The sequence below is a fragment of the Ancylobacter sp. SL191 genome (genome assembly GCF_026625645.1).
Classification (GTDB): domain Bacteria; phylum Pseudomonadota; class Alphaproteobacteria; order Rhizobiales; family Xanthobacteraceae; genus Ancylobacter.
The window spans coordinates 1250345-1271997 of the sequence record NZ_CP113056.1 but is presented as its reverse complement, the minus strand read 5'-3'; the positions used below and the strand labels follow the sequence as shown (position 1 = coordinate 1271997).

The following is a 21653-nucleotide window of genomic DNA, read 5'->3' as shown; positions in this document are numbered from 1 at the left end:
GGGAGGCGCGCCGGAGCAGCGCGCTGCGGTGCGGTAGGTTCGGCAGGATATGGCGCCTTGTTTACGTCGCGAAAGGGACGGTGGACGCTGAACTTCACTCTCCCGGTGCTCGCTCTCGCGGGATTGATGATGGCCATGACCCCGCTGCACGCCGAACCGCTCCGTCTGGTGGCCTTTGGCGACAGCCTGACGGCCGGTCTCGGCCTGCCCGCCAAGGACGCCTTTCCCGCGAAACTGCAGGCGGCGCTCACGGCGAAGGGTCACGATGTGGTGATCGAGAATGCCGGCGTGTCCGGCGACACGACCAGCGCCGGCCTCGCGCGGCTCGACTGGTCGATCCAGGACGGGACGCAGGGTGTCATCCTGGAACTCGGCGCCAATGACGCGCTGCGCGGCCTCGATCCGGCCATTGCGGAAAAGTCGCTCGACGCCATTCTTGCGCGGCTGAAGGAGCGCAAGATTCCCGTGCTGCTCGCCGGCATGGTCGCCCCGCCCAATCTCGGTGGCGGCTATGGCGAGCGGTTCAACGCGATCTATCCGCGCCTTGCGGCGAAATATGACGTGCCGCTCTACCCGTTCTTCCTCGACGGCGTGGCCGGGCAGGGCAAGCTCAACCAGCCGGATGGCATCCACCCGACAGCGGCGGGCGTCGACGTCATCGTCGAGCGCATCACCCCGGCGGTGGAGCGCTGGCTCGCCACGCTCAAGAGCGCGCCATGACCGTGCCCATGACCTATCGCCGGGCCAGCGAGGCGTTCGACGTGTTCCTGGCCGAGGTGGCGGACGCGGCGCAGCTCTCCAGCCGCCATCAGGCCTATACGGTGGTCGATGCCGTGTTCCGCGCCTTTCGCCGGCGGCTGGCGCCCGGCGAGGTGCTGGCCTTCGCCGCCGCCCTGCCGCCGCTGCTGGGCGCGCTGTTCATCGAGAACTGGCGCGCCGCCGAGATCGGCCCCGCCTCCTGGACGGAGGAAGAGGTGCTGCGCGACGTCAAATCCTTGCGCGCGCGCCATAATCTGGCGACCGATCAGGCGGTGGCGCAGGTCGGCGCGGTGCTGCGGCGCCATGTCGACGCGGCCGTCCTCACGCAGACGCTGCGGCACCTGCCGCTGGAAGCGGCGCGTTTCTGGGGGATGGAGACGGCTACAGCCGCGCCGGCGGAGTCCTGACGCTCCGTTGCGGCAGCTTGTACCTCCGGGTTGGCGCTCCTATCATCAGGCACCCCCTTCCTGACGAATCCCGGACATTGCCATGCAGTACCGCCCGCTCGGCCGCACCGGCCTCGAGGTCAGCGCCATTTGCCTGGGCACCATGACCTATGGTGAGCAGAACACCGAGGCCGAAGGCCACGCGCAAATGGACTACGCCCTCGACCGGGGCATCAATTTCTTCGATACCGCCGAGCTTTACTCGATCCCGCCCAAGCCGGACACCCAGGGCTCGACCGAGCGCGTGATCGGCTCCTGGTTCAAGGCGCGCGGCAACCGCGACAAGGTCATCCTCGCCACCAAGGTGTGCGGGCTCTCGGAGATGACCTGGTTCCGCGACGACGGCTCCCCGGCTCGCCCGACGCGCGGGCAGATCCGCGAAGCCGTGGAGAAGAGCCTCACCCGGCTGCAGACCGACTATATCGACCTGTACCAGCTGCACTGGCCGGGCCGGCCCATCGCCTATTTCGGCTCCAACCCGACGCGCTGGAAGTCCGTCGCCGGTGACGAGACGCCGATCGCCGAGACGCTGGACGCCTTCGCCGAGCTGGTGAAGGAGGGCAAGGTGCGCCATATCGGCCTCTCCAATGAGAGCGCCTGGGGCACGATGCGCTTTCTCGACGAGGCCGGGCGCACGGGTGGCCCGCGCGCGGCCTCGGTGCAGAATGCCTATCACCTGCTGAACCGCACCTATGAGACGGCGCTCGCCGAGGTGAGCCTGCGCGAGGATGTGGGCCTGCTCGCCTATTCCCCGCTGGCGCAGGGCTATCTCACCGGCAAGTATCAGAACGGCGCCCGCCCGGCGGGTGCCCGCTCCACGCTGTTCAACCGTGGCCAGCGCTACCAGACACCCGGCGCGGAAGCGGCGATCGACGACTATCTTGCCATCGCCCGCGAGGCCGGCATCGACCCGGCGCAGTTCGCCATCGCCTTCTGCCTGTCGCGCGAGTTCATGACCTCGGTCATCATCGGCGCGACCACGATGGAGCAGCTGACGAACGACATCGACGCGATCAATGTCGCCTTCACATCCGAGCTGGAAGCCAAGGTCGACGCGGTCCACCAGCTGCGCGGCAATCCCTGCCCGTAAGGGCGGTCTTATGCAGGCGGGGCGCGCTTGGCCCCGCCTGTGTTCCTATGCGCCGTCCGTCGGCTTTGCCGGGTCGTTGGCGGCATGGGCGGTCATCAGCGGCACTTGCGCCATGGCGAAGACCAGCGTCAGCGGCAGATAGCCGAAGGTCTTGAAGGCCACCCAGGTATCGGTCGAGACCGAACGCCAGACCACCTCGTTCAGCACGGCCATGACGAGGAAGAACACACCCCAGCGGATGGTCAGCTTGTGCCAGCCTTCCGGCGTGAGCTGGAACACGTCGCCCAGCACATAGGGCAGCAGCGGCTTGCGGAAGACGAGCCCGCCGAGCAGCAACCCGCCGAACAGCGCGTTGACGATGGTCGGCTTCATCTTGATGAAATGGTCGTCCTGCAGCCAGAGCGTGAGCGAGCCGAACACCAGCACCACCACGGCCGAGACCAGCGGCATGACCGCGATCTTGCGGGCGATCAGCCACATCACCAGCAGCGCCGCGAAGGTCGCTACCATGAAGGCGCCGGTGGCGACATAGATGCCGGCGCGGCCATTGGCGATGAAGAACACCACCAGCGGCCCCAGCTCCAGCGCGAATTTCAGCGCCGGGTGCATCTTGCGCAGCGGCGTCGGGCCCGTGGTGTCAGCCATGCCGATCAGCCTTCCTTGGCGAGTTGCTTGAGCCAGCGCTTGGCCTGCGCGCGCACATTCTTCGGCGCCGTGCCGCCATAGGAAACGCGACTCGCCACTGACTTCGACACGGAGAGCACGCCGAACACCTCCTTGGTAATGCGCGGCTCAACGCTTTGCATCTCCTCGAGTTTCAGCTTGTGCAGGGCGATCCCCTGCCCGCTCGCCAGCGAGACGATGCGACCGGTGACGTGATGCGCCTCGCGGAAGGGCAGGCCGAGCACGCGCACCAGCCAGTCGGCCAGATCCGTGGCGGTGGAATAGCCCGAGCCCGCCGCCTCCTTCATCTTCTTCTCGTCCGGCACCATGTCGCGGACCATGCCGGCGGTCGCCGCGATCATCAGCGAGAGGGTGGAGAAGGCATCGAACGCGCCCTCCTTGTCCTCCTGCATGTCCTTGGCATAGGCCAGCGCCAGGCCCTTCATGACCATCAGCAAGCCATTGAAAGCACCGGCAATTCGCCCGATCTTGGCGCGCACCAGCTCGGCCGCGTCGGGGTTGCGCTTCTGCGGCATGATGGACGAGCCGGTGGTGAAGCGGTCCGACAGCTTGATCAGGCCAACCAGCGGCGAGGTCCAGATCACGATCTCCTCGGCGAAGCGGGAGAGGTGCATGGCGCAGATCGAGGCGGCCGCCAGCGTCTCCAGCACGAAGTCGCGGTCGGAGACGGAATCCAGCGAATTGGCCGTGGGCCTATCAAATCCAAGGCTCGTTGCGGTAGCGAAACGATCGATCGGGAACGATGTGCCGGCCAGCGCGGCGGCGCCGAGCGGGCACTCGTTCAGCCGCGCGCGGGCATCGCGCAGCCGGCCGCGGTCGCGCCCGAGCATCTCGACATAGGCCATGAGATGGTGGCCGAAGGTCACCGGCTGGGCGGTCTGCAGATGCGTGAAGCCCGGCATAACGGTACCGGAATGAAGCAGCGCCTTCTCGGTAAGTGCCTTCTGCAAATCACGAATCTGCGCATCCAGCGTGTCCAGCGTGTCGCGGACATAGAGCCGGAAATCGGTCGCCACCTGGTCGTTGCGCGAGCGCGCCGTGTGGAGGCGGCCGGCGGATGTGCCGATCAGGGCGGCGAGGCGGGACTCCACATTCATATGGATGTCCTCCAGCGCCCGCTGGAAGGTGAACTGGCCGCCTTCGATTTCTGACAGGATCGTGTCTAGACCCGCCACGATCTTTTCGGCATCTGCCTTGTCGATGATGCCTTTGGCCGCCAGCATCGCGGCGTGCGCCTTCGAGCCGGCAATGTCCTGCGCATAGAGGCGCTGGTCGAAACCAATGGAGACGTTTATTTCCTCCATGATCGCGTCCGGGCCGGTCTCGAAGCGGCCACCCCACATCTTGTTGCTCATGCTCAACTTTTCTCCGCGAGGACGGTCATGACCGAACGACCCGAGACGCCGACGGGCGACGAAGGCACGCACGCGGCGCGCCCCGGGCGGCGCCGCCTGCTGATCGTGGCCGCGGCGCTCCTGCTCGGCGGCGCCGCCGTGCTGGCAGGCGTATACGGGATCGGGGGTGATCCGCGCAACGCCATTGCCACGAACGGCGCGGGAACGGTGACCAGTCAGGCCAGTGGGGTGAACGATCAGGCCAATCAGGTGGCCAGTCAGGCCAGTTTGTCCGGCAAGGATCCGGCCTGCCAGGCGGCCAGCGACACCGCCCGCCGCATCGCCGACCTCGCCAAGGGGGAGCTCGCCGCCTTCGCCCCGACCCTGACCCCGACCCGCATTCCCGACCTCGCCTTTCTCGGTCCCGACGGCACGCCGCTGACGCTCTCCAAGGTCGGCGGCGACGGGCTCAAGCTCGTCAACATCTGGGCGACCTGGTGCGTGCCCTGCCGCAAGGAGATGCCGGCGCTCGACGAGCTTCAGGCCAAGCTCGGCACGGGAGCCGGCACCGGGGCGGGCCCGCAGGCCCCCGCCTTCAACGTCGTCGCCCTCAACATCGACACCCGCGACCCGGACAAGCCCAAGCGCTTCCTGGAGGAGACCGGCATCAAGGAGCTGGCGCTCTATACCGACCCCAAGGCCAAGGCGTTCCAGGATCTGCGCACGGTGGGGCGCGGCTTCGGCCTGCCGACCACCATGCTGATCGACGCGCAGGGTTGCGAGATCGGCCATATCGCCGGCCCGGCGGAATGGGCGAGCCCGGATGCGCTCGCGCTCATCCGCGCCGCGCTGGGCACCGCCCCCTCCCAGCCCTGAGCCGGCCTATCTCCGTACCCGCCCCGTGAAATCGGGTGGCGCGGGGCGCGGCGATGGAGTAAAGCGCCGGCCTTGAGGGCGCCCGCCGCGCCCGCGTTGCAGGAGCCGGCCCCATGTCGCACCCCGAGCCCGCCCCCGCCCAAGGGCTCGCGGCCCCCGCTCCGGCCACGCCCGCAGCGACTCCCGCCCCGTCCGCCGGCCCGCACCCGATGGCCGCCGGCGACTGGGGCGCGCTGGTGCTGCTCTCGCTGATCTGGGGCGGCTCCTTCTTCTTCGGCAAGATCGCCATCGCCGAGATCCCGCCGCTCACCATGGTGTTCGCGCGCGTGACCATCGGCGCCGGCGCGCTCTATTTCATCGCCCGCCTCGCCGGGGTGCGCCTGCCCCTGACACGCCGGCTGATGGCGGAATTCGCCCTGCTCGCGCTCATCGCCAACATCATCCCCTTCGGGCTGATCGCCTGGTCGCAGCAGCATATCCCGAGCGGGCTTTCCTCGATCCTCAATGCCGCGACCCCGCTCTTCACCGTGCTGGTGGCGCAGGCCTTCACCCGCGACGAGAAATTCACCGCCGGCAAGCTGGTGGGGGTGAGCCTCGGCTTTGCCGGCGTGGCGGTGATGATGGGCCCGGCGCTGCTCGGCCAGCTTGGCGGCCACAACCTCGCCGCCCAGCTCGCCGCCATCGGCGCGACGGTCTCCTATGGCTTTGCCAGCGTCTATGGCCGCCGCTTCCGCGCCCTGCCGCCGCTCGGCGTCGCCATGACCCAGCTCGCCTTCTCCAGCCTGATGCTGCTGCCGGTCATCGCCGTGCTGGACGCGCCCTGGCAGCTCCCGGTGCCCTCGCCCAAGGTGCTCGGCGCGCTGGCCGGGCTCGGCGTGCTCTCCACCGGCATCGCCTACATCCTGTATTTCCGCATCCTCGCGCGGAACGGGGCGACCAACATCTCGCTCGTCACCTTCCTCGTGCCGGTGAGCGCGATCCTGCTCGGCGCGCTGGTGCTCGGCGAGGCGCTGGAGCCGCGCGAATTCGCCGGCTTCGCCATCATCGCTTTGGGGCTGGCGGCGATCGACGGGCGCCCGTGGCGGTGGATGCGAGGGAAGGGGCGGTAGGGGTAAGGCAAGAATACAAGAAGAGGCAGATACATCAGTTGACAGCCAGATTGTTTGTTGCGAATTTTATTTCGGCACCTCCTCGCATAACGCGTTGTCGTAACTGCGACGCTTGAACTGATAGACTACAATTAGATCGTCTTAACTCGCTGTATCGCATCGTCGGCGAGAGAAGGAGGAGGTGCCAATTAAAATGACTACCATCCCGAAAGAATTGGTTTCGTTTAGCGACTTCCTTGCGTTTACATCGACAAGCGCAAAAGAATTATCATTTCTTTCGAAATATGTTTCTATTAAGTATAAATCATTTCATGTTCCCAAGAAGAAAGGGGGAACCCGCCAGCTTCTCTGCCCCGATCCACGATTAAAGTATCTACAACGTCGAATTCTTTTGTTGTTGAATCAAATTTACACCCCTCTTTATCCGGTTCACGGCTTTGTCAAGGGGCGAGGTATAGCTTCAAATGCGCTCCAACATCAAAGAAAGCCTTATTTACTTAATATAGATTTGAAGGATTACTTCGGGACGATATCAAGACCGCGAGTTCGCGGAGCCCTAGTCGCCATGGGCGTCGAACAGAGCATTGCTGATGCAATTTGTACGATATGCACCATATCCAATAAATTACCTCAAGGCGCACCGTCGTCGCCCACACTTTCAAATATAGTTACATATAAGCTAGATCGAAGTTTAACTGAGTTCTGCAAGCAACACAAAATAATGTACTCACGCTATGCAGATGATATTTCTCTATCCAGCTATAGAATACCCTCAGCTCTATTCAAGCTAGGTGACCCCCCTAGTGGTCGCCTGAGCATTGATCAACTGTCTGCGGAGTTCCTAGCCATATTGTCTCAGAACGGATTCAGTTTGAATCCGGAGAAACTATGGCTGTCAAAAAGACGCGACCGGAAGCTAGTAACAGGGCTAATTGTTAATAAGTTCGTCAATATCGAGAGAAAATACATTAGAAATGTCAGATCCTCAATTTTTCGAGTGGAAAAACTTGGAATTGACTACGCAAATGCGGAATTTCAACAAAGATACAAAACGCACAAGAATATTCATAGTGTAATACGGGGGCGACTTGAGTGGATATCGCAGATACGAGGCAAGAATTATGAACCCTACAGGCGCCTCGCCAAAAGATATAATAATCTTTTCCCTGACAAGCTAGAGATAGAGCCAACTCCGGTCGAAATTGCAGAAAATGCAGTGTGGGTCATAGAATATTTTGGCGAAAATGACTGCAATCAAGGCACTGCCTTCTTCTTAGAAGGCGTCGGATTAGTGACAGCCGATCATGTCGTATCTCAAGCTTCTAATGCAGATGTTTTAGATATATACCGACCGAACAGCTCAGGAAAGAAATATACCGCGTCGAAAACGTCTATAAGATGCGAACATCGCGATTTAATCGTACTAAACCACTCCATTCCTGAAAGCGATCAGACGCACATACCGGCAAGCACAGCTCCGTCAATCCATGAGGACAGCATCATCGCACTTGGGTTCCCTGCCTTTGCACCGGGTGATGGGATGAGTACTCGTCGCGGCCAAATACGTGGGAAGATGACTAGGAGCGGCGTGAAGCTAATCGAAGTTTCAACGACACTTGATGGAGGGATGAGTGGTGGTCCTATTCTGAACGAGAGGTATCAGGCCATCGGCGTTACCCACAAAGGTGGAGGAAATGAACCCAAACAAATTGGGGTCGACATATCAGAACTCATCAACCTATGTGTTGAACACAAGGCCGCTGAAACTACGTAGCTATTACCGTTCAACTCTTCATACGAATTGGGGGTCGAGTGGCCCCGCCGGCGTGCCCCGCCTCTAACGGGTCGGCACCGGCTTTTCGCCACGGTAGTCGTAGAAGCCGCGCTGGGTCTTGCGACCGAGCCAGCCGGCTTCGACGTATTTCACCAGCAGCGGGCAGGGGCGGTACTTCGAGTCGGCCAGACCCTCATGCAGCACCTGCATGATGGACAGGCAGGTATCCAGCCCGATGAAATCCGCGAGCTGGAGCGGGCCCATCGGGTGGTTGGCGCCCAGACGCATGGCGGTGTCGATGGCGTCGACCGAGCCCACGCCCTCATAGAGCGTGTAGATCGCCTCGTTGATCATCGGCAGCAGGATGCGGTTGACCATGAAGGCGGGGAAATCCTCCGCCACCGCATAGGTCTTGCCGAGCCGGGTGACGAAGCCCTTGGAGAGCTCGAAGGTCTCATCCTCGGTGGCGATGCCGCGCACCAGCTCGACCAGCTGCATCAGCGGCACCGGATTCATGAAGTGAATGCCGATGAAGCGCTCCGGCCGGTCGGTCGAGGCGGCGAGCCGGGTGATGGAGATGGACGAGGTGTTGGTGGCGAGGATCGCCTCGGGCTTCAGGAACGGGCAGACGGAGGAGAAGATCTTGCGCTTGATCTCCTCCTTCTCGACGGCCGCCTCGATCAGCAGGTCGACATCGCCGAGATCGGACGCCTGGTCGGTGCCGTGAATGCGGCCGAGCGCGGCCTGCTTGGTCTCGTCGGAATACAGGCCCTTGGAGACCTGCCGGGCCATGTTGCCATTGATGGTGGCGAGGCCCGACTTGACGCGGTCCTTTTCGAGGTCGTTCAGCACGACGTCATAGCCGGCCAGCGCGCAGACATGCGCGATGCCGTTGCCCATCTGCCCCGCGCCGATGATGCCGACGGTCTTGATCTCGAAAGCCATGGTTCGTCCTGTCCGCCCTGCCCTTTGGATCCAGTATAGAGACCCGTCAGGCTTTTGCCTTAGCTATTTCGGCGGTGAGCTCCGGCACGATCTGGAACAGATCGCCCACCAGCCCGTAATCCGCCACCTGGAAGATCGGCGCGTCCTCGTCCTTGTTGACGGCGACGATGACCTTCGAATCCTTCATGCCGGCGAGGTGCTGGATGGCGCCGGAAATGCCGATGGCGACGTAAAGCTCGGGCGCCACCACCTTGCCGGTCTGGCCGACCTGCCAGTCATTGGGGGCATAGCCCGCATCGACCGCCGCGCGCGAGGCGCCGACCGCCGCACTGAGGCTGTCCGCCAGGGGCTCGATCAGCGCGTGGAAATTCTCGGCCGAGCCGACGGCGCGCCCGCCGGAGACGATGGCCCGCGCCGCGGTGAGTTCGGGACGGGCGCTGTGGGCGACTTCCTCAGCCAGGAAGCGGGTCTGGGCGGGCGCCTCGACCGGGGCGACGGCGCGGATCGGCGCGGCACCGCCCTCGCCCGCCGGGGCGAAGGACGCCGTGCGGATGGTCAGCACGCGGGTGGCGTCGGTCGCGCGCACGCGCTGGATGGCGTTGCCGGCATAGATCGGCCGGTCGAACGTGTCGGGGGCGATGACGGCGATCACGTCGGAGACCTGCATCACGTCGATCAGCGCGGCAAAGCGCGGCAGCACGCTCTTGCCGAAGGCGGTGGAGGGGGCGACCACGGCGCTGTAATCGCCCGCGAGCGCCACCAGCAGCGCGCTCACCGGCTCGGCGAGGCGGTGGGCGTAGACGGGCGCGTCGGCGAGGAGCACCTCGGCCACGCCGTCGAGCTTGGCGGCGGCTTCGGCGGCGGGGGCGCAGCCGGCGCCCACCACCAGCACATGCACGGGCGCACCGAGCGCCAGCGCGGCGGTCAAGGCGCGGGCGGTGACGGGGTTGAGGTGAGCGTCGTCATGTTCGGCGAGAAGAAGCGTCGCGGCCATGGTCAGAGCACTCCCGCCGTCTTGAGATGGCCGACCAGCTCGGCGGCCGAGGAAACCTTGATGCCGGCGCTGCGCCCGCTCGGCTCGGTGGTGGAGATCACCTGAAGGCGCGGGGCGAGGTCGACGCCGAGATCGGCCGGGGCCTTCTCCTCGATCGGCTTCTTCTTCGCCTTCATGATGTTGGGCAGCGAGGCATAGCGCGGCTCGTTGAGGCGCAGATCGGTGGTCAGCACCGCCGGCAGGTCGAGGCTCAGCGTCTGCAGGCCGCCGTCGATCTCGCGGGTCACATCCACCGTGCCCTCGCCGATCACGACCTTGGAGGCGAAGGTCGCCTGCGGCCAGCCGAGCAGCGCGGCGAGCATCTGGCCGGTCTGGTTGCAATCGTCGTCGATCGCCTGCTTGCCAAGGATGACGAGGCCGGGGGATTCCTGCGCGACGATGGCCTTGAGCAGCTTGGCCACCGCCAGCGGCTCGACACCGGCCTCCTCCGTCTTCACCCAGATGCCGCGATCCGCGCCCATGGCGAGCGCGGTGCGGATGGTCTCGTCGGTCTTCACCGGGCCGATGGAGACGGCGATGACTTCGCTCGCCTTGCCGGCTTCCTTGAGCCGCAGCGCCTCCTCGACGGCGATCTCGTCGAAGGGGTTCATCGACATCTTGATGTTGGCGAGCTCGACCCCTGAGCCGTCCGCCTTGACGCGGATCTTGACGTTGTAGTCGACCACCCGCTTCACGGGCACAAGGATCTTCATCTCACATCTCCCGCCCGGCGGGAGAGGCCCGCCCCGGCAGCCGCAATGGGGGGAAGGCGACGCAGCGGAACCGGGAGGGGGCAGACAAACGACCCGGCGCGGCATCAGCCCGCGGAAAGCCGGGCGAAACTATGGACCCGCCAAGGGCGTGTCAACGTGGCGAAAAGGCGTTTGTGATCACACCGGCGGATGGCCGTCCGGCGTCCCGTTCCGCGTCAGCACCCAGAGCGGGACACCTTTGCGGCGCATGACGACGATGAGCACCGCGCCGGCGATCAGCCCGCCCATATGCGCCCACCAGGCGGTCTCCTCGTCGCCCGCCGCGATGAGGTTCCAGAGCTGGAAGGCGATCCACGCCCCGAGCGGCCAGATGGCGGGAATGCGCAGCGGGATGCGCAGGAACACCAGCACCCAGATCCGCACATTGGGGTGCAGCATGAGATAGGCGCCGACCAGCCCCGACACCCCCGCCGAGGCGCCGATCAGCGGCGCGGGAGAGGCCGGCACGGCGAGCGCATGGGCAAGCCCCCCGGCGATGCCGCAGAGCAGGTAGAAGGCGAGGAAGCGGGCATGGCCGAGCGCATCCTCCACATTGTCGCCGAACACCCAGAGGAAGGCCATGTTGCCAATGAGGTGCAGCCAGCCGCCATGCAGGAACATGTAGGAGACCAGCGTCAGCTCCGAGGGCAGGCGGACATATTCGTCCGGCAGCACGGCGGCATGGGTGACGACAGCGGGAATGGCGCCGTAGCCGAAGGCCGAGGCGATGTCGATTTCCGGCCGGTAGCCATGCTGCACCAGCAGGAAGACGACGACATTCGCCGCGATCAGCGCCCAGGTGACATAGGCGTGGGTGATGCCTTCGAGCGGGTTGTCGTCATTGATCGGCAGCAGCATGGGCGTGGGACGGCAGCTCGGGCGATGATTCGCGGGATGGCGCGGCGACGGGCGCCGCACGACAATGCCGCGTCGCGCGCAAAAACACCATCAAACCGGTGTCTGCGCCCTGCCCGCCATGCGCTCCCACCAGCGGGCAAGGCCGGGATGGGCCGCCATGAGCGCCGCCCCTTCCGGCGCGCGGCGGAAATAGTCGATCATCGGCGCGAGATGGAGGTCGGCGAGGCTCAGCCGGGCGCCGGCGAGGAAAGGCCCCTCACCCATCAGCGCCGCGATGGCGGACAGGCAGGTGCCGGCCTCGACCAGCGCCGCGGCAAGGCGGGGCTCGTCGCAGACCCTGCCGGAGGCCGGCTTCTCCACCCGCTCGACATAGACGCCCCAGACCAGCGGCCGGTAGGCATAGGCGTCGGCGATGCCGATGATCTGGTTCATGCGCGCCCGCTCCCGCGCGCCGGTCGGCTGAAGCGAGGGGCCGGCAAAGGCGTCGTCGACATAGCGGGTGATCGCACCGGTCTCGTAGAGCCAGAAACCCTCATGCTCCAGGGCCGGGATACGGCCGAAGGGGTGGTGCCGCAGATAGCTCTCCGGCGGCCCGCCGGGGGCGAAGGGGTCGACCGGCACCAGCTCATGGGCCACGCCCTTCTCAGCGAGGGCCAGCCGCGCGATCCGCACATAGACGCTGTCGCTCGTGCCGTAGAGACGCGGCGCAGCCATCACGCCCCCTCACCCCTCGCGGCCGGCCGCCGGCACCCACAGCACGTCGCCGCTGGCCCGGTGATTGGCGGCGCGGCTCATGACGAACAGCAGGTCGGAGAGCCGGTTGAGGTAGCGCACCGCCGGCTCCGAGACGATCTCGCCCGGCGTCTGCGACAGCTCGACCACGAGGCGCTCGGCCCGCCGGCAGACGGTGCGGGCGACATGCAGATGGGTCGCCGCGGGAGTGCCCGCGGGCAGCACGAAAGAGCGCAGGGGTTTCAGCGGCGCGTTCAGCAGGTCGATGTCGCGCTCGAGCTTGTCGACCTGCGTGCCGACGATGCGCAGCGGCTCCCAGCCGCGATCCACCCCGTCATCGGGGGTGGCTAGGTCGGCGCCGAGGTCGAACAGGTCGTTCTGGATGCGCGCCAGCACCGCGTCGAAATCGCCAAAGGCGCTGTCCGGCCCGGTGTGGAGGCGCACCACGCCGAGGGCGGCGTTGGTCTCGTCCACCGTGCCATAGGCGGTCACGCGCAGATCATATTTCGGGCGGCGCTCACCGGTGCCGAGCGCGGTCGTGCCGTCGTCGCCGGTGCGGGTGTAGATGCGGTTCAGCACGACCATGGGGACGCCGGGCTCCTTGTGATGTGACGGCAATGCGGGGCGCGAAACGGCGGCGCCGCTTGGGGGCGCGCCGCTTGCGGGAAAGGCGTCAGCTCTGGCTCATGAGGAAGATGGTGGCGAGCACGAAGCACAGCGCCACCGCCTGCAGCAGCACACGCCATTGCATCAGCTTCTGCGAGCGCTGCGGCGAGCCGCCGCGCGCCATATTGGCAAGGCCGAGGATCAGCACCACCGCCACCGCGCCGAGCGCGACCGGCAGGAGGAGGAATTTGGCGACGAAGAGCATGTCCATGGACTTTCCGGGGCGCTTGCGGGCTTCCAGCCCGCGTGGCGGGAGGCGCGGCGGCTCAGTTGAGCGCCACGATGGCAGCGTTCAGGCTGGTCGCATAGGAGACCCAGAGAATATAGGGCACCAGCAGCCCGGCCGCGATGCGGTCGATCTTCGCCGCCGCCCAGATCGTCGCGGCGATGGCGAGCCAGAGCGCGAGGACGACGGCGAGCGCCGCGCCGGGCGCCTCCATGCCGAAGAACGCCGGCGACCAGGCGGCGTTGAGGGCGAGTTGCAGGCACCAGAACAGGATGGCGCGACGCCGCTCGGGCGAGGGCGCATGAAGCTGCCAGAGCCGCCACAGCGCCACCGCCATCAGCACGTAGAGTGTCGTCCAGGCGATGGGGAAGGCCCAGTTCGGCGGGTTCCAGGCCGGCTTCACCAGTCCCGCATACCAGGTGGGGATCTGCGGCGTGGTGACGAGCGAACCGATGGCGCCGACGCCGAGGCAGAGCCCGACAGCGACGACGAGGCGGAAGAAGGAAAGGGTCTTCATGCGGTCCATCCCCGTGCTGGTCGCCCCGCCGATTCGGGCGCGTCACGGCACAGTAGCCGCTTCTTACGCACGGCGCCCCGCCGGGGATGACAGGAAGGTGAAAGAGAGCCGCGCCATGGCGCAGCGTGGATCAGGAGCCCGGCGCCACACGGGCGCCGGCGCATGGATAAAGGGGGCGGCCTCAGGCCGCTAGATGCTTCTCGATCTCGTAGACCGGCAGCTTGACCATGTCGCGGTCGACCTCGCTGGTCAGGGCATCGCTGAGCGCGCGCGAATAGAACGGCCGGATCATGCCGAGCGCACGCGGTGCGGCGACGATGATGAGCGCGCTCACCTCGCCGGCGGCCACCGCCTTGTCGAGCCGCTGGGCGATCTGGCGCAGGAAGTCGCGCTCGCCCTCGTCCTGCCAGTCGGTGGTCTCGACCGCCGAACGGGCGGTGCCGGCCGACTGATGCACGCGGCCGGGCGCCTCGGTGCCCTGCTCGCGGGTCGGCGGGTTTTCCTGCTCATGCACCTCATGGGTGCGCAGATTCGGAAAGGCGGCGTCGCCCTTGTTGCACAGGATCAGCGCCTTGCGGCCGTCGCACACCACGACCCACGCGCCTTGCTCGATCTTGATCTTGTCGTAGCTGGTGCTCATTCGAGCCTCCTTCCCTTCGCAACTCACCGTGCCATTGGGCACCCGGCGCGAGCCGGGAGCCTTGACCTTGGTCAAGCGGCGGGAAGGCGGGAGGGTTCCTTGGGTTCGCGCATGAGCTCAGCGCGGCCGTGTGGCGGCCACCAGCCGAATGTCGCTGCGCCAGCGGAAACCGATCGATTCATAAAGGCGGATCGCGGGGCCGTTGGCGGCGTAGGCGTGAAGGAAGGCAGTGTCGCCGCGCGCGCCGATCCGCGACGAGACGAACAGCGACAGCGTTCGCCCGAGCCCACGCCCGCGTAGGTCGGTGTGGGTGCAGACGCCGCTCAGCTCGGTGAAGCCGGGCAGGCGCAGCCGTTCGCCGGCCATGGCGACGAGCCGGCCCTCCTGGCGGATGCCCCAGAAGCTGCCAAGACTCAGCGCTTTCAGGCTGAACGGTCCCGGCTCGGTGAGGGTGGCCAGCGCCAGCATCTCCGGCGCATCGGCCGAGGTAAGCGGCTCGATGCGTGGGTCGCCCAGCGATGCCGGCGGCGTGGCGGCCATCATCTGCACCACCTCGGCGCTGGCGGCCTGCTCCAGCGTCGGCGGCAGCACGATCTCGTCGGCCTGCGCAATAAGGACGCGTTCGCCCGGCGCGACGAGCGCGGCGAGGGCGTCGAGCGATTCGGCGCGGTTATCGGGCGTCGCCGCGAACGGGACGATGTCCGCGGGATAGCGGCGGGCGAGCGGGCCGCCCAGCGCCAGATGCGCATGGGCGCTTGAGAGCGCCGACCAGGCCGGGCGGTCGAGAGGATGCGCGGTCATCGTCCCGTCTCCCTGCGGCGGGCGACGCGCCGGTGCAGCGGTTCGGCGGCGAGCCGGTCCTCGATCGTCGTCAACTGGTCGAGCAGCGGCCCCTCAAGCCCGGCGCAAAGCTCCGCCACGGCGGCGTCGATCTGAGGCCAGAGCTCGCTCCTGGCGAGGTCCACCAGCCGGCGACCGGCATCGGTCAGCGAGACGACCTTCTGTCGCTGGTCCCGGGAACCCGGCCGCGTCTCGACCAGACCGCGCCCGACGAGCCCCGCGATCGTACGCGTCACCCCCGGCTGCGACACGCCGAGCGCCTGCGCCAGCTCGCCGACGGTGAGCGGCCCCAGCGCGCCGAGGGCGGCAATGAAGGGGTGCTGGCCGGAGGGCACGGCCGGATCAAGCGTGTCGAGCACGTGCTGGGTATCGGCCTGGAACTGCTCGCCGAGCCGTTTCAGCCGGCTGCCGAGCGCGAGATGGCCGAGGCGGCGGAGAATGTCGTCCATCCCGCGGGTTCTCTCATTTACATATCTTATTATATAACATGGTATGTAAATGAGAGCAAGCGCTGCTCGGATGCCCGGGCGCCTGACGATGGATGCCACAGAGCGCGGCTAAAGGCGGCCCTCGCGGGCGCGGCGGATCGCGGCGTTGAGTTCGCCGCCATACACGAAGATCGAGGCGGTGGTGTAGAGGAACACCAGCGCGATCATCACCGAGGCAAGGCCGGCATAGGTGGTGACATAGTTATTGGCGAATTCCGCGAGATAGCGCCCGAAGGCGGCACCCGCCGCCAGCCACAAGGCGAGCGTGACCAGGATGCCCGGCGCCACATCGGCCAGCGAGCGCTTGCCCGATGGCAGCCACATATGCGCCACCACCAGCGCGACGATCAGGATCGCCGAGGTCGCGGCATAGCGCAGAAACGTGATCACCCAGCCGAAGGGCGCGAGCGCCGGCACCCAGCGCACGGCGGTCAGCCACAGCACCGGGCCGAGCACGACGAGGAAGGACAAAGCCAGCAGCCCGGCCGCGCCGACCACGACATAACCGATGGATTCGAGGCGCAGCCAGTACCAGGCGCGCTGCTCGCGCACGCCATAGGCGCGGTTGAGGCCGATGCGCAGGCTCTCAATGCCGTTCGACGAGAAGTAGATGGCCAGCACCACACCGATGGTCAGCACATCGGTGCGGACCTGGGTGAGCACGTTCTTTATTTCGCGGCCAATGGGATCGGCGACCTGCGAGGGCCACGCCTCCAGCATGAGCTGCACCGTCTCGTCGGCCAGATTCTTGAAATCGAAGAAGGCGGCGAGCGCGGTGACGAAGATGAGGAAGGGGAACAGCGACATCAACGCCGACAGCGCGATATGGCTGGAGATCGCCCAGCCATCATCCTCGACGAAGCGCCAGAAGGCGTCCCACGCGATGTCGAAGGCACGCATCAAGACGCCCAGTCTCCTTATTGGCGCGACGGCTGCACGTCACATCGGATACCGCAGGCCAAATGGCAAGGGCAGGCCGTCGCGGCAGATGCGCCGGGTGGGGGATAGGTGGGGAACGGCCGGGGCCCGCGTGGGCCCTGTCGCACGCGACCCATGCTTTGCCGCCCCCGGCCCGGTTGTGATAGGAAGGGCGCCCCTTGATGGCCGCGCGCTCCCGCGTGGCCGGCTTTGCGAGTGACACTCATGTCCGCCTCCGCCGCCCGCGCCGTTTCCGCCTCCGACACCGGCCGCCGCGCGCCGGCGCCGGCGGGTGCGGCGCCGGCCGAGGTCGAGGCGCTGATGCTCGCCATGGGCCGGCGCGCCCGCGCCGCCGCCCGTGCCCTCGCTCTGGCGCCCGCCGCGACCAAAACCGCGGCGCTGAACGGCGCCGCCGCGGCGATCCGCGCCCGTGCGGGCGAGATCCTCAGCGCCAATGCCGAGGATGTCGCCACCGCCCGCGCCGCGGGCATCGCCGAGTCGGTGATCGACCGCCTCGCCCTGACCCCCGCCCGGCTCGAAGGCGTCGCCAGCGCCGTCGCCGAGATCGCCGCCCTGCCCGATCCCGTCGGCGCGGTGACGGAGAGCTGGGAGCGGCCGAACGGCCTGCGCCTCGAGCGCGTGCGCACCCCGCTCGGCGTCATCGGCGTGATCTATGAGAGCCGGCCCAATGTGACGGCGGACGCCGGCAGCCTCTGCCTCAAGGCCGGCAATGCGGTGATCCTGCGCGGCGGCTCGGACAGCTTCAATTCCAGCCGCGCCATCCATGCGGCGATGGTCGAGGGCATCACGGCGGCCGGCCTTCCCGCCGACGCCATCCAGCTGGTGCCGACCCGCGACCGCGCGGCGGTGGGCGCCATGCTCGCCGGCCTCGACGGCACGCTCGACGTGATCGTGCCGCGCGGCGGCAAGAGCCTCGTCGCCCGCGTGCAGGCGGAGGCGCGCGTGCCGGTCTTCGCCCATCTGGAAGGCATTGTTCACGTCTATGTCGACCAGGCCGCCGACCTCGCCAAGGCGCTGACCATCGTCAGGAACGCCAAGCTGCGGCGCACCAGCGTGTGCGGCGCGGCCGAGACGCTGCTGGTGGATTCGCGCGCCGCCGACACGCTGCTCGCCCCGCTGGTCACCATGCTGCTCGACGCCGGCTGCGCGGTGCGCGGCGACGAGGCCGCGCTGGCGGTCGATGCGCGCGTCACCCCCGCCAGCGAAGACGACTGGCGCACCGAATATCTCGACGCGGTGATCGCGGTGAAGCTGGTGGACGGGCTCGATGCGGCGATCGACCATATCGAGACGCATGGCTCCCATCACACGGACGCAATCCTCACCGAGGATGCGGCCGCCGCCGAGCGCTTCCTCGCCGAGGTGGATTCGGCCATCGTCGTTCACAATGCCTCGACCCAGTTCGCCGATGGCGGCGAGTTCGGTTTCGGCGGCGAGATCGGCATCGCCACGGGGCGGATGCACGCGCGCGGGCCGGTGGGCGCGGAACAGCTCACCTCGTTCAAGTACCGCGTGCGCGGCACCGGCCAGATCCGCCCCTGAGCCGGCGGCGGCCCGCCTGGGCGCGCGATTCAGCGCCCATGCGGGTTTTCACGGGTTTGCGGCGTTCAATATCGTTCCAAACAGCTTCCTTGCGCCCCAAAAGAGGGTGCGCTAGGGGATGACCGCGGGCCAAACCACATGCCTCGCGCGGAGACCGGATGAATGACCTACGTCGTCACGGACAATTGCATCAAGTGCAAGTACACCGACTGCGTCTCGGTGTGTCCCGTCGACTGTTTCTATGAGGGCGAGAACTTCCTCGTCATCCATCCGGACGAGTGCATCGATTGCGGCGTGTGCGAGCCCGAATGCCCGGCCGAGGCGATCAAGCCGGACACCGAGCCGGGCCTCGACAAATGGCTCACGCTCAACGCCGATTATTCCAAGGTCTGGCCGAACATCACCGAGCGCAAGGATCCGCTGCCCGAGGCGAAGGAATGGGATGGTGTAGCCGACAAGCTACAGTATCTCTCGCCCGAACCGGGTAAGCAGGACTGACGACGCACCGCTGCGGCGCCCGTTACGGGAAGGCCGACGCCGCCATGTAGCGCCTGTCCTGGCGCCTGACACGCCGCCGCGGCCCTCGCGCCGCGAGCGAATCCGCGTGCGCGCTGCATTGCGGCAGTATTTTGATTTCCACCGGATTTGTGTTATAAGGCTGCTCGTGCAGTCGAATGGATTTGCCATGGTGCAACGCTCCCGAACCGGAGCGATCTTCCCGGAATTCATGTCGGGTTCTCGTCCAGCGCGCCTCCGCGCGCCGGGACTTCCTGAATTTTCCGTCGACGGCTGAAGTACGGCTGCGGCATCCGCCACAGCCGGGGTGTTTCTTGTCCTCGCGCGCGGCAGCCCGCGAGGCGACGCGCGTCGAGGGCGGCGTGGCGCCGAAGAACCGAGACCCAGGAGCAGGCACAGCATGACGTCGACGACGAAGAAGCCGTCCACCAACATCCGCCAGGGTTTCAAGACGGGCGAGCACATCGTCTATCCCTCGCATGGCGTGGGACGCATCATGGCGATCGAAGAGCAGGAAGTCGCGGGTTTCAAGCTTGAGCTTTTCGTCATTCATTTCGAAAAGGACAAGATGACGCTGCGCGTGCCGGTGCCGAAGATCGCCACCGTCGGCATGCGCAAGCTTTCGGACGCCACCGTGATGAAGAAGGCGCTGGAGACCCTCAAGGGCCGCGCCCGCGTGAAGCGCACCATGTGGAGCCGCCGCGCCCAGGAATATGAGGCGAAGATCAATTCCGGCGATCTCGTCGCGATCTCCGAAGTGGTGCGCGACCTCTACCGCTCCGACGCCCAGCCCGAGCAGTCCTATTCCGAGCGCCAGCTCTACGAGGCCGCGCTCGACCGCATGGCCCGCGAGCTCGCGGCGGTTGAGAACCTGACCGAGACCGAGGCGATCAAGCAGATCGAGCAGAACCTGCTCAAGGGCCCGCGCCGCACCGGCAAGGGCGAGGCGGAAGCCGAGGCCGAAGTGGCCGAGGACGACGCCGAGGAAGCCGCCGCCTGAGCGGCACGCCTTCCGAACGTTTCAGGAAAAGCCCGGCCTTGCGCCGGGCTTTTTCGTTGGGAGACGGCGGGGCTGGGGGCACCCCTCGGGGGTCACGACCGTCCCGGGAGGTGATCCGTGGATCAGCCCGGCCATCCATGACTTTACCGGCGCATTCCAAGTCATGGATGCCCGGCCCAAGGCCGGGCATGACGGGAAGTGGCGTGGCGATCAGGCGCGCGGAGACGCTGTTGTCCTAGGTATCAACGATTGATACAATTCTGACCGATCGCTCCCGCACGGTAGAAAGGACGCCATGATCGTCTCCACGCGGGGCAAGCATGTCGAGCATGTGCTGGCGGGGCGGGCGCCGAAGGGGTTTCCGGCTGATCTGCTGCGGCAGGCGGAGCGCCGGCTCCGGGCGGTCAATGCCGCCGTGGAGCTTGAGGACTTGCGGTCTCCGCCGGGCAACCGGCTTGAGGCGCTGAAAGGGGATCGGCAGGGACAGCACTCGATCCGCATCAACGACCAGTGGCGTATCTGCTTCCGCTGGACCTCGCGCGGCGCCGAAGACGTCGAGATCGTCGATTACCACTGAGGGAGATTCGCCATGGCCGTCACCTTTGCGCGACCTCTGCACCCCGGGGAATTCCTGCGGGAGGAGTATCTCGTGCCGCTGGGCATGAGCGCCGGGCAGCTTGCGCGAGCGCTCGGTCTGCCGCGCACCCGCATCGAGCGCATCGTCCGCGAGGAAATCGGCATCTCCACCGACACGGCGCTGCGGCTCGCCCGCTTCTTCCGCACCTCACCGGGCTTCTGGCTGAACCTCCAGCAGAGCTATGAGGTGGAGACCCAGACCCCGCAGCTCGCGGCCGCGCTCGCGCGTATCACCCCGCTGCGCTCGCCTTCCGACTCCACCGCCGCCTGAGCGGGGGAACCTTCGGCGCCTCCCGGCGTTCACTTGCGGTTGGTCCTGTCCGGCGCGCCCGGCGCGTGCGGGGTCATGACCGGAGCCGTGGGGAGACGCGCATGAGCGATCCGGGCGAGCGCCACAGCCGGCTGGCGCGTGAAGCGATGAAGGCACCGCTGCTTGGCCGCGAGCAGGAATATGAGCTCGCCCGCCGCTGGAGCGAGGCGCGCGACGAGCAGGCGCTGCACGCCCTCATCCGCGCCCATATGCGCCTTGCCATCGCCATTGCCCGGCGCTTCCGCAATTACGGCCTGCCCATGTCGGACCTCGTCCAAGAAGGCCATATCGGCCTGATGGAGGCCGCCGCCCGCTTCGAGACGGCGCATGAGGTGCGCTTCTCGACCTACGCGACCTGGTGGATCCGCGCCGCCATTCAGGACTATGTGCTACGCAACTGGTCCATCGTGCGCGGCGGCACCTCTTCCGGCCAGAAGGCGCTATTCTTCAATCTGCGCCGCATGCGCGCCAAGCTTGAGCGCGCCGACAGCACCGCGACGCGCGAGGAGATGCACCTCTCCATCGCCCGCAATCTCGGGGTGAACCCGGTCGAGGTCGCCCGCATGGATGCACGCCTCAACATTCCCGACCTGTCGCTCAACGCCCCGCTTGCCTCGGACGACGAGAATGGCGCCGAGCGCATGGACCAGCTCATCGCCACCGACCCGCTGCCCGACGAGCAGGTGTCGCAGCAGATCGACGGCGCCCGCCGCCGGCGCTGGCTGCACCGGGCGCTGACCGCGCTCAACGAGCGCGAGATCCGCATCATCAAGGCGCGACGGCTGAGCGAGGAGAGCGAGACGCTGGAAACGCTCGGCGCGCGGCTCGGCATCTCCAAGGAGCGGGTGCGGCAGATCGAGAGCCGCGCCATCGAGAAGCTGCGCGTCGCCCTCACCCAGGGCGAGGGCGTGCCGCGCGGCGCCTTCGGCTGAGGCCGGAGG

26 protein-coding genes are annotated in these 21653 nt (G+C 66.7%); 12 read left to right on the top strand and 14 right to left on the bottom strand.

Going from position 1 to position 21653, the window contains the following annotated elements:
• Nucleotides 1-129: 129 nt before the first annotated feature.
• The 3 genes from OU996_RS05855 to OU996_RS05845 all read left to right on the top strand — a co-directional run bounded on the left by OU996_RS05855 (nucleotide 130) and on the right by OU996_RS05845 (nucleotide 2295).
• Nucleotides 130-720, top strand: a complete 591-nt coding sequence (locus tag OU996_RS05855) for an arylesterase (RefSeq protein WP_420712749.1) — start codon at nucleotides 130-132, stop codon at nucleotides 718-720.
• Nucleotides 717-1166, top strand: a complete 450-nt coding sequence (locus OU996_RS05850) for a DUF2267 domain-containing protein (protein WP_267584697.1) — start codon at nucleotides 717-719, stop codon at nucleotides 1164-1166. The genes OU996_RS05855 and OU996_RS05850 overlap by 4 nt, the downstream gene beginning before the upstream one ends.
• Before the next feature lie 82 nt (nucleotides 1167-1248).
• Nucleotides 1249-2295, top strand: a complete 1047-nt coding sequence (locus OU996_RS05845) for an aldo/keto reductase (protein ID WP_267584696.1) — start codon at nucleotides 1249-1251, stop codon at nucleotides 2293-2295.
• Between the two features lie 45 nt (nucleotides 2296-2340).
• Here OU996_RS05845 and OU996_RS05840 read toward each other — a convergent pair whose 3' ends face one another.
• A complete protein-coding gene (locus OU996_RS05840) occupies nucleotides 2341-2940 on the bottom strand; it encodes a septation protein A (RefSeq protein ID WP_267584695.1) in 600 nt (199 codons plus the stop codon).
• 5 nt (nucleotides 2941-2945) lie between these two features.
• Nucleotides 2946-4334 (bottom strand): argininosuccinate lyase, encoded by a 1389-nt coding sequence (argH, locus tag OU996_RS05835; protein WP_267584694.1) that lies wholly within the window; start codon nucleotides 4332-4334, stop codon nucleotides 2946-2948.
• A gap of 27 nt (nucleotides 4335-4361) precedes the next feature.
• Here argH and tlpA point away from each other — a divergent pair, with 27 nt between their 5' ends.
• The 3 genes from tlpA to OU996_RS05820 all read left to right on the top strand — a co-directional run bounded on the left by tlpA (nucleotide 4362) and on the right by OU996_RS05820 (nucleotide 8072).
• Nucleotides 4362-5189 (top strand): thiol:disulfide interchange protein TlpA, encoded by an 828-nt coding sequence (gene tlpA / locus OU996_RS05830; RefSeq protein ID WP_267584693.1) that lies wholly within the window; start codon nucleotides 4362-4364, stop codon nucleotides 5187-5189.
• A 209-nt stretch (nucleotides 5190-5398) separates the two neighbouring features.
• Nucleotides 5399-6298: a DMT family transporter gene (locus OU996_RS05825; RefSeq protein WP_267585612.1), complete on the top strand. Its 900-nt coding sequence runs from the start codon at nucleotides 5399-5401 to the stop codon at nucleotides 6296-6298.
• A 193-nt stretch (nucleotides 6299-6491) separates the two neighbouring features.
• Nucleotides 6492-8072: a reverse transcriptase domain-containing protein gene (locus OU996_RS05820; protein ID WP_267584692.1), complete on the top strand. Its 1581-nt coding sequence runs from the start codon at nucleotides 6492-6494 to the stop codon at nucleotides 8070-8072.
• Between the two features lie 63 nt (nucleotides 8073-8135).
• Here the strand turns inward: OU996_RS05820 and OU996_RS05815 are convergent, their stop codons facing one another.
• The 12 genes from OU996_RS05815 to OU996_RS05760 all read right to left on the bottom strand — a co-directional run bounded on the left by OU996_RS05815 (nucleotide 8136) and on the right by OU996_RS05760 (nucleotide 16672).
• The gene (locus OU996_RS05815; protein WP_267584691.1) at nucleotides 8136-9017 is read right to left on the bottom strand and encodes a 3-hydroxybutyryl-CoA dehydrogenase; all 882 of its coding nucleotides are present in this window, start codon (nucleotides 9015-9017) and stop codon (nucleotides 8136-8138) included.
• 46 nt (nucleotides 9018-9063) lie between these two features.
• Nucleotides 9064-10011 carry an electron transfer flavoprotein subunit alpha/FixB family protein gene (locus tag OU996_RS05810; RefSeq protein WP_267584690.1) on the bottom strand — a complete coding sequence of 316 codons (948 nt, stop codon included), beginning with the start codon at nucleotides 10009-10011 and terminating at the stop codon, nucleotides 9064-9066.
• Nucleotides 10012-10013: 2 nt separating this feature from the next.
• Nucleotides 10014-10763, bottom strand: coding sequence for an electron transfer flavoprotein subunit beta/FixA family protein (locus tag OU996_RS05805; RefSeq protein WP_267584689.1), 750 nt, complete (start codon nucleotides 10761-10763; stop codon nucleotides 10014-10016).
• A 177-nt stretch (nucleotides 10764-10940) separates the two neighbouring features.
• On the bottom strand, nucleotides 10941-11660 hold the full coding sequence (locus OU996_RS05800) for a rhomboid family intramembrane serine protease (protein ID WP_267584688.1): 720 nt from the start codon (nucleotides 11658-11660) through the stop codon (nucleotides 10941-10943).
• Between the two features lie 90 nt (nucleotides 11661-11750).
• Nucleotides 11751-12377, bottom strand: a complete 627-nt coding sequence (locus OU996_RS05795) for a glutathione S-transferase family protein (protein ID WP_267584687.1) — start codon at nucleotides 12375-12377, stop codon at nucleotides 11751-11753.
• A 6-nt stretch (nucleotides 12378-12383) separates the two neighbouring features.
• Nucleotides 12384-12977, bottom strand: coding sequence for a cob(I)yrinic acid a,c-diamide adenosyltransferase (locus OU996_RS05790; RefSeq protein ID WP_267584686.1), 594 nt, complete (start codon nucleotides 12975-12977; stop codon nucleotides 12384-12386).
• Between the two features lie 88 nt (nucleotides 12978-13065).
• Nucleotides 13066-13269, bottom strand: a complete 204-nt coding sequence (locus OU996_RS05785; protein WP_267584685.1) for a twin transmembrane helix small protein — start codon at nucleotides 13267-13269, stop codon at nucleotides 13066-13068.
• 55 nt (nucleotides 13270-13324) lie between these two features.
• Nucleotides 13325-13801 (bottom strand): TspO/MBR family protein, encoded by a 477-nt coding sequence (locus OU996_RS05780; RefSeq protein ID WP_267584684.1) that lies wholly within the window; start codon nucleotides 13799-13801, stop codon nucleotides 13325-13327.
• 181 nt (nucleotides 13802-13982) lie between these two features.
• On the bottom strand, nucleotides 13983-14441 hold the full coding sequence (locus OU996_RS05775; RefSeq protein WP_267584683.1) for a host attachment family protein: 459 nt from the start codon (nucleotides 14439-14441) through the stop codon (nucleotides 13983-13985).
• A 117-nt stretch (nucleotides 14442-14558) separates the two neighbouring features.
• Nucleotides 14559-15242, bottom strand: coding sequence for a GNAT family N-acetyltransferase (locus tag OU996_RS05770; RefSeq protein WP_267584682.1), 684 nt, complete (start codon nucleotides 15240-15242; stop codon nucleotides 14559-14561).
• Nucleotides 15239-15730: a MarR family winged helix-turn-helix transcriptional regulator gene (locus tag OU996_RS05765; protein ID WP_267584681.1), complete on the bottom strand. Its 492-nt coding sequence runs from the start codon at nucleotides 15728-15730 to the stop codon at nucleotides 15239-15241. The genes OU996_RS05770 and OU996_RS05765 overlap by 4 nt, the downstream gene beginning before the upstream one ends.
• 108 nt (nucleotides 15731-15838) lie before the next feature.
• Complete coding sequence (locus OU996_RS05760) at nucleotides 15839-16672, bottom strand: YihY/virulence factor BrkB family protein (RefSeq protein WP_420712701.1); 834 nt, start codon at nucleotides 16670-16672, stop codon at nucleotides 15839-15841.
• A gap of 336 nt (nucleotides 16673-17008) precedes the next feature.
• On the opposite strand from OU996_RS05760, the gene OU996_RS05755 reads away from it, so the two are divergent.
• The 6 genes from OU996_RS05755 (at nucleotide 17009) to OU996_RS05730 (ending at nucleotide 21644) form a co-directional block, all read left to right on the top strand.
• Entirely contained in the window at nucleotides 17009-18250 is a 1242-nt protein-coding gene (locus OU996_RS05755) for a glutamate-5-semialdehyde dehydrogenase (protein WP_267585611.1), read from the top strand.
• Between the two features lie 162 nt (nucleotides 18251-18412).
• A complete protein-coding gene (gene fdxA / locus OU996_RS05750) occupies nucleotides 18413-18748 on the top strand; it encodes a ferredoxin FdxA (protein WP_267584679.1) in 336 nt (111 codons plus the stop codon).
• Between the two features lie 418 nt (nucleotides 18749-19166).
• Nucleotides 19167-19766 carry a CarD family transcriptional regulator gene (locus OU996_RS05745; protein WP_267584678.1) on the top strand — a complete coding sequence of 200 codons (600 nt, stop codon included), beginning with the start codon at nucleotides 19167-19169 and terminating at the stop codon, nucleotides 19764-19766.
• A gap of 295 nt (nucleotides 19767-20061) precedes the next feature.
• Nucleotides 20062-20343, top strand: a complete 282-nt coding sequence (locus tag OU996_RS05740) for a type II toxin-antitoxin system RelE/ParE family toxin (RefSeq protein WP_267584677.1) — start codon at nucleotides 20062-20064, stop codon at nucleotides 20341-20343.
• A 12-nt stretch (nucleotides 20344-20355) separates the two neighbouring features.
• Nucleotides 20356-20673 (top strand): HigA family addiction module antitoxin, encoded by a 318-nt coding sequence (locus OU996_RS05735; RefSeq protein ID WP_267584676.1) that lies wholly within the window; start codon nucleotides 20356-20358, stop codon nucleotides 20671-20673.
• Between the two features lie 101 nt (nucleotides 20674-20774).
• A complete protein-coding gene (locus tag OU996_RS05730; protein ID WP_267584675.1) occupies nucleotides 20775-21644 on the top strand; it encodes an RNA polymerase factor sigma-32 in 870 nt (289 codons plus the stop codon).
• The last annotated feature ends 9 nt before the right edge of the window (nucleotides 21645-21653 follow it).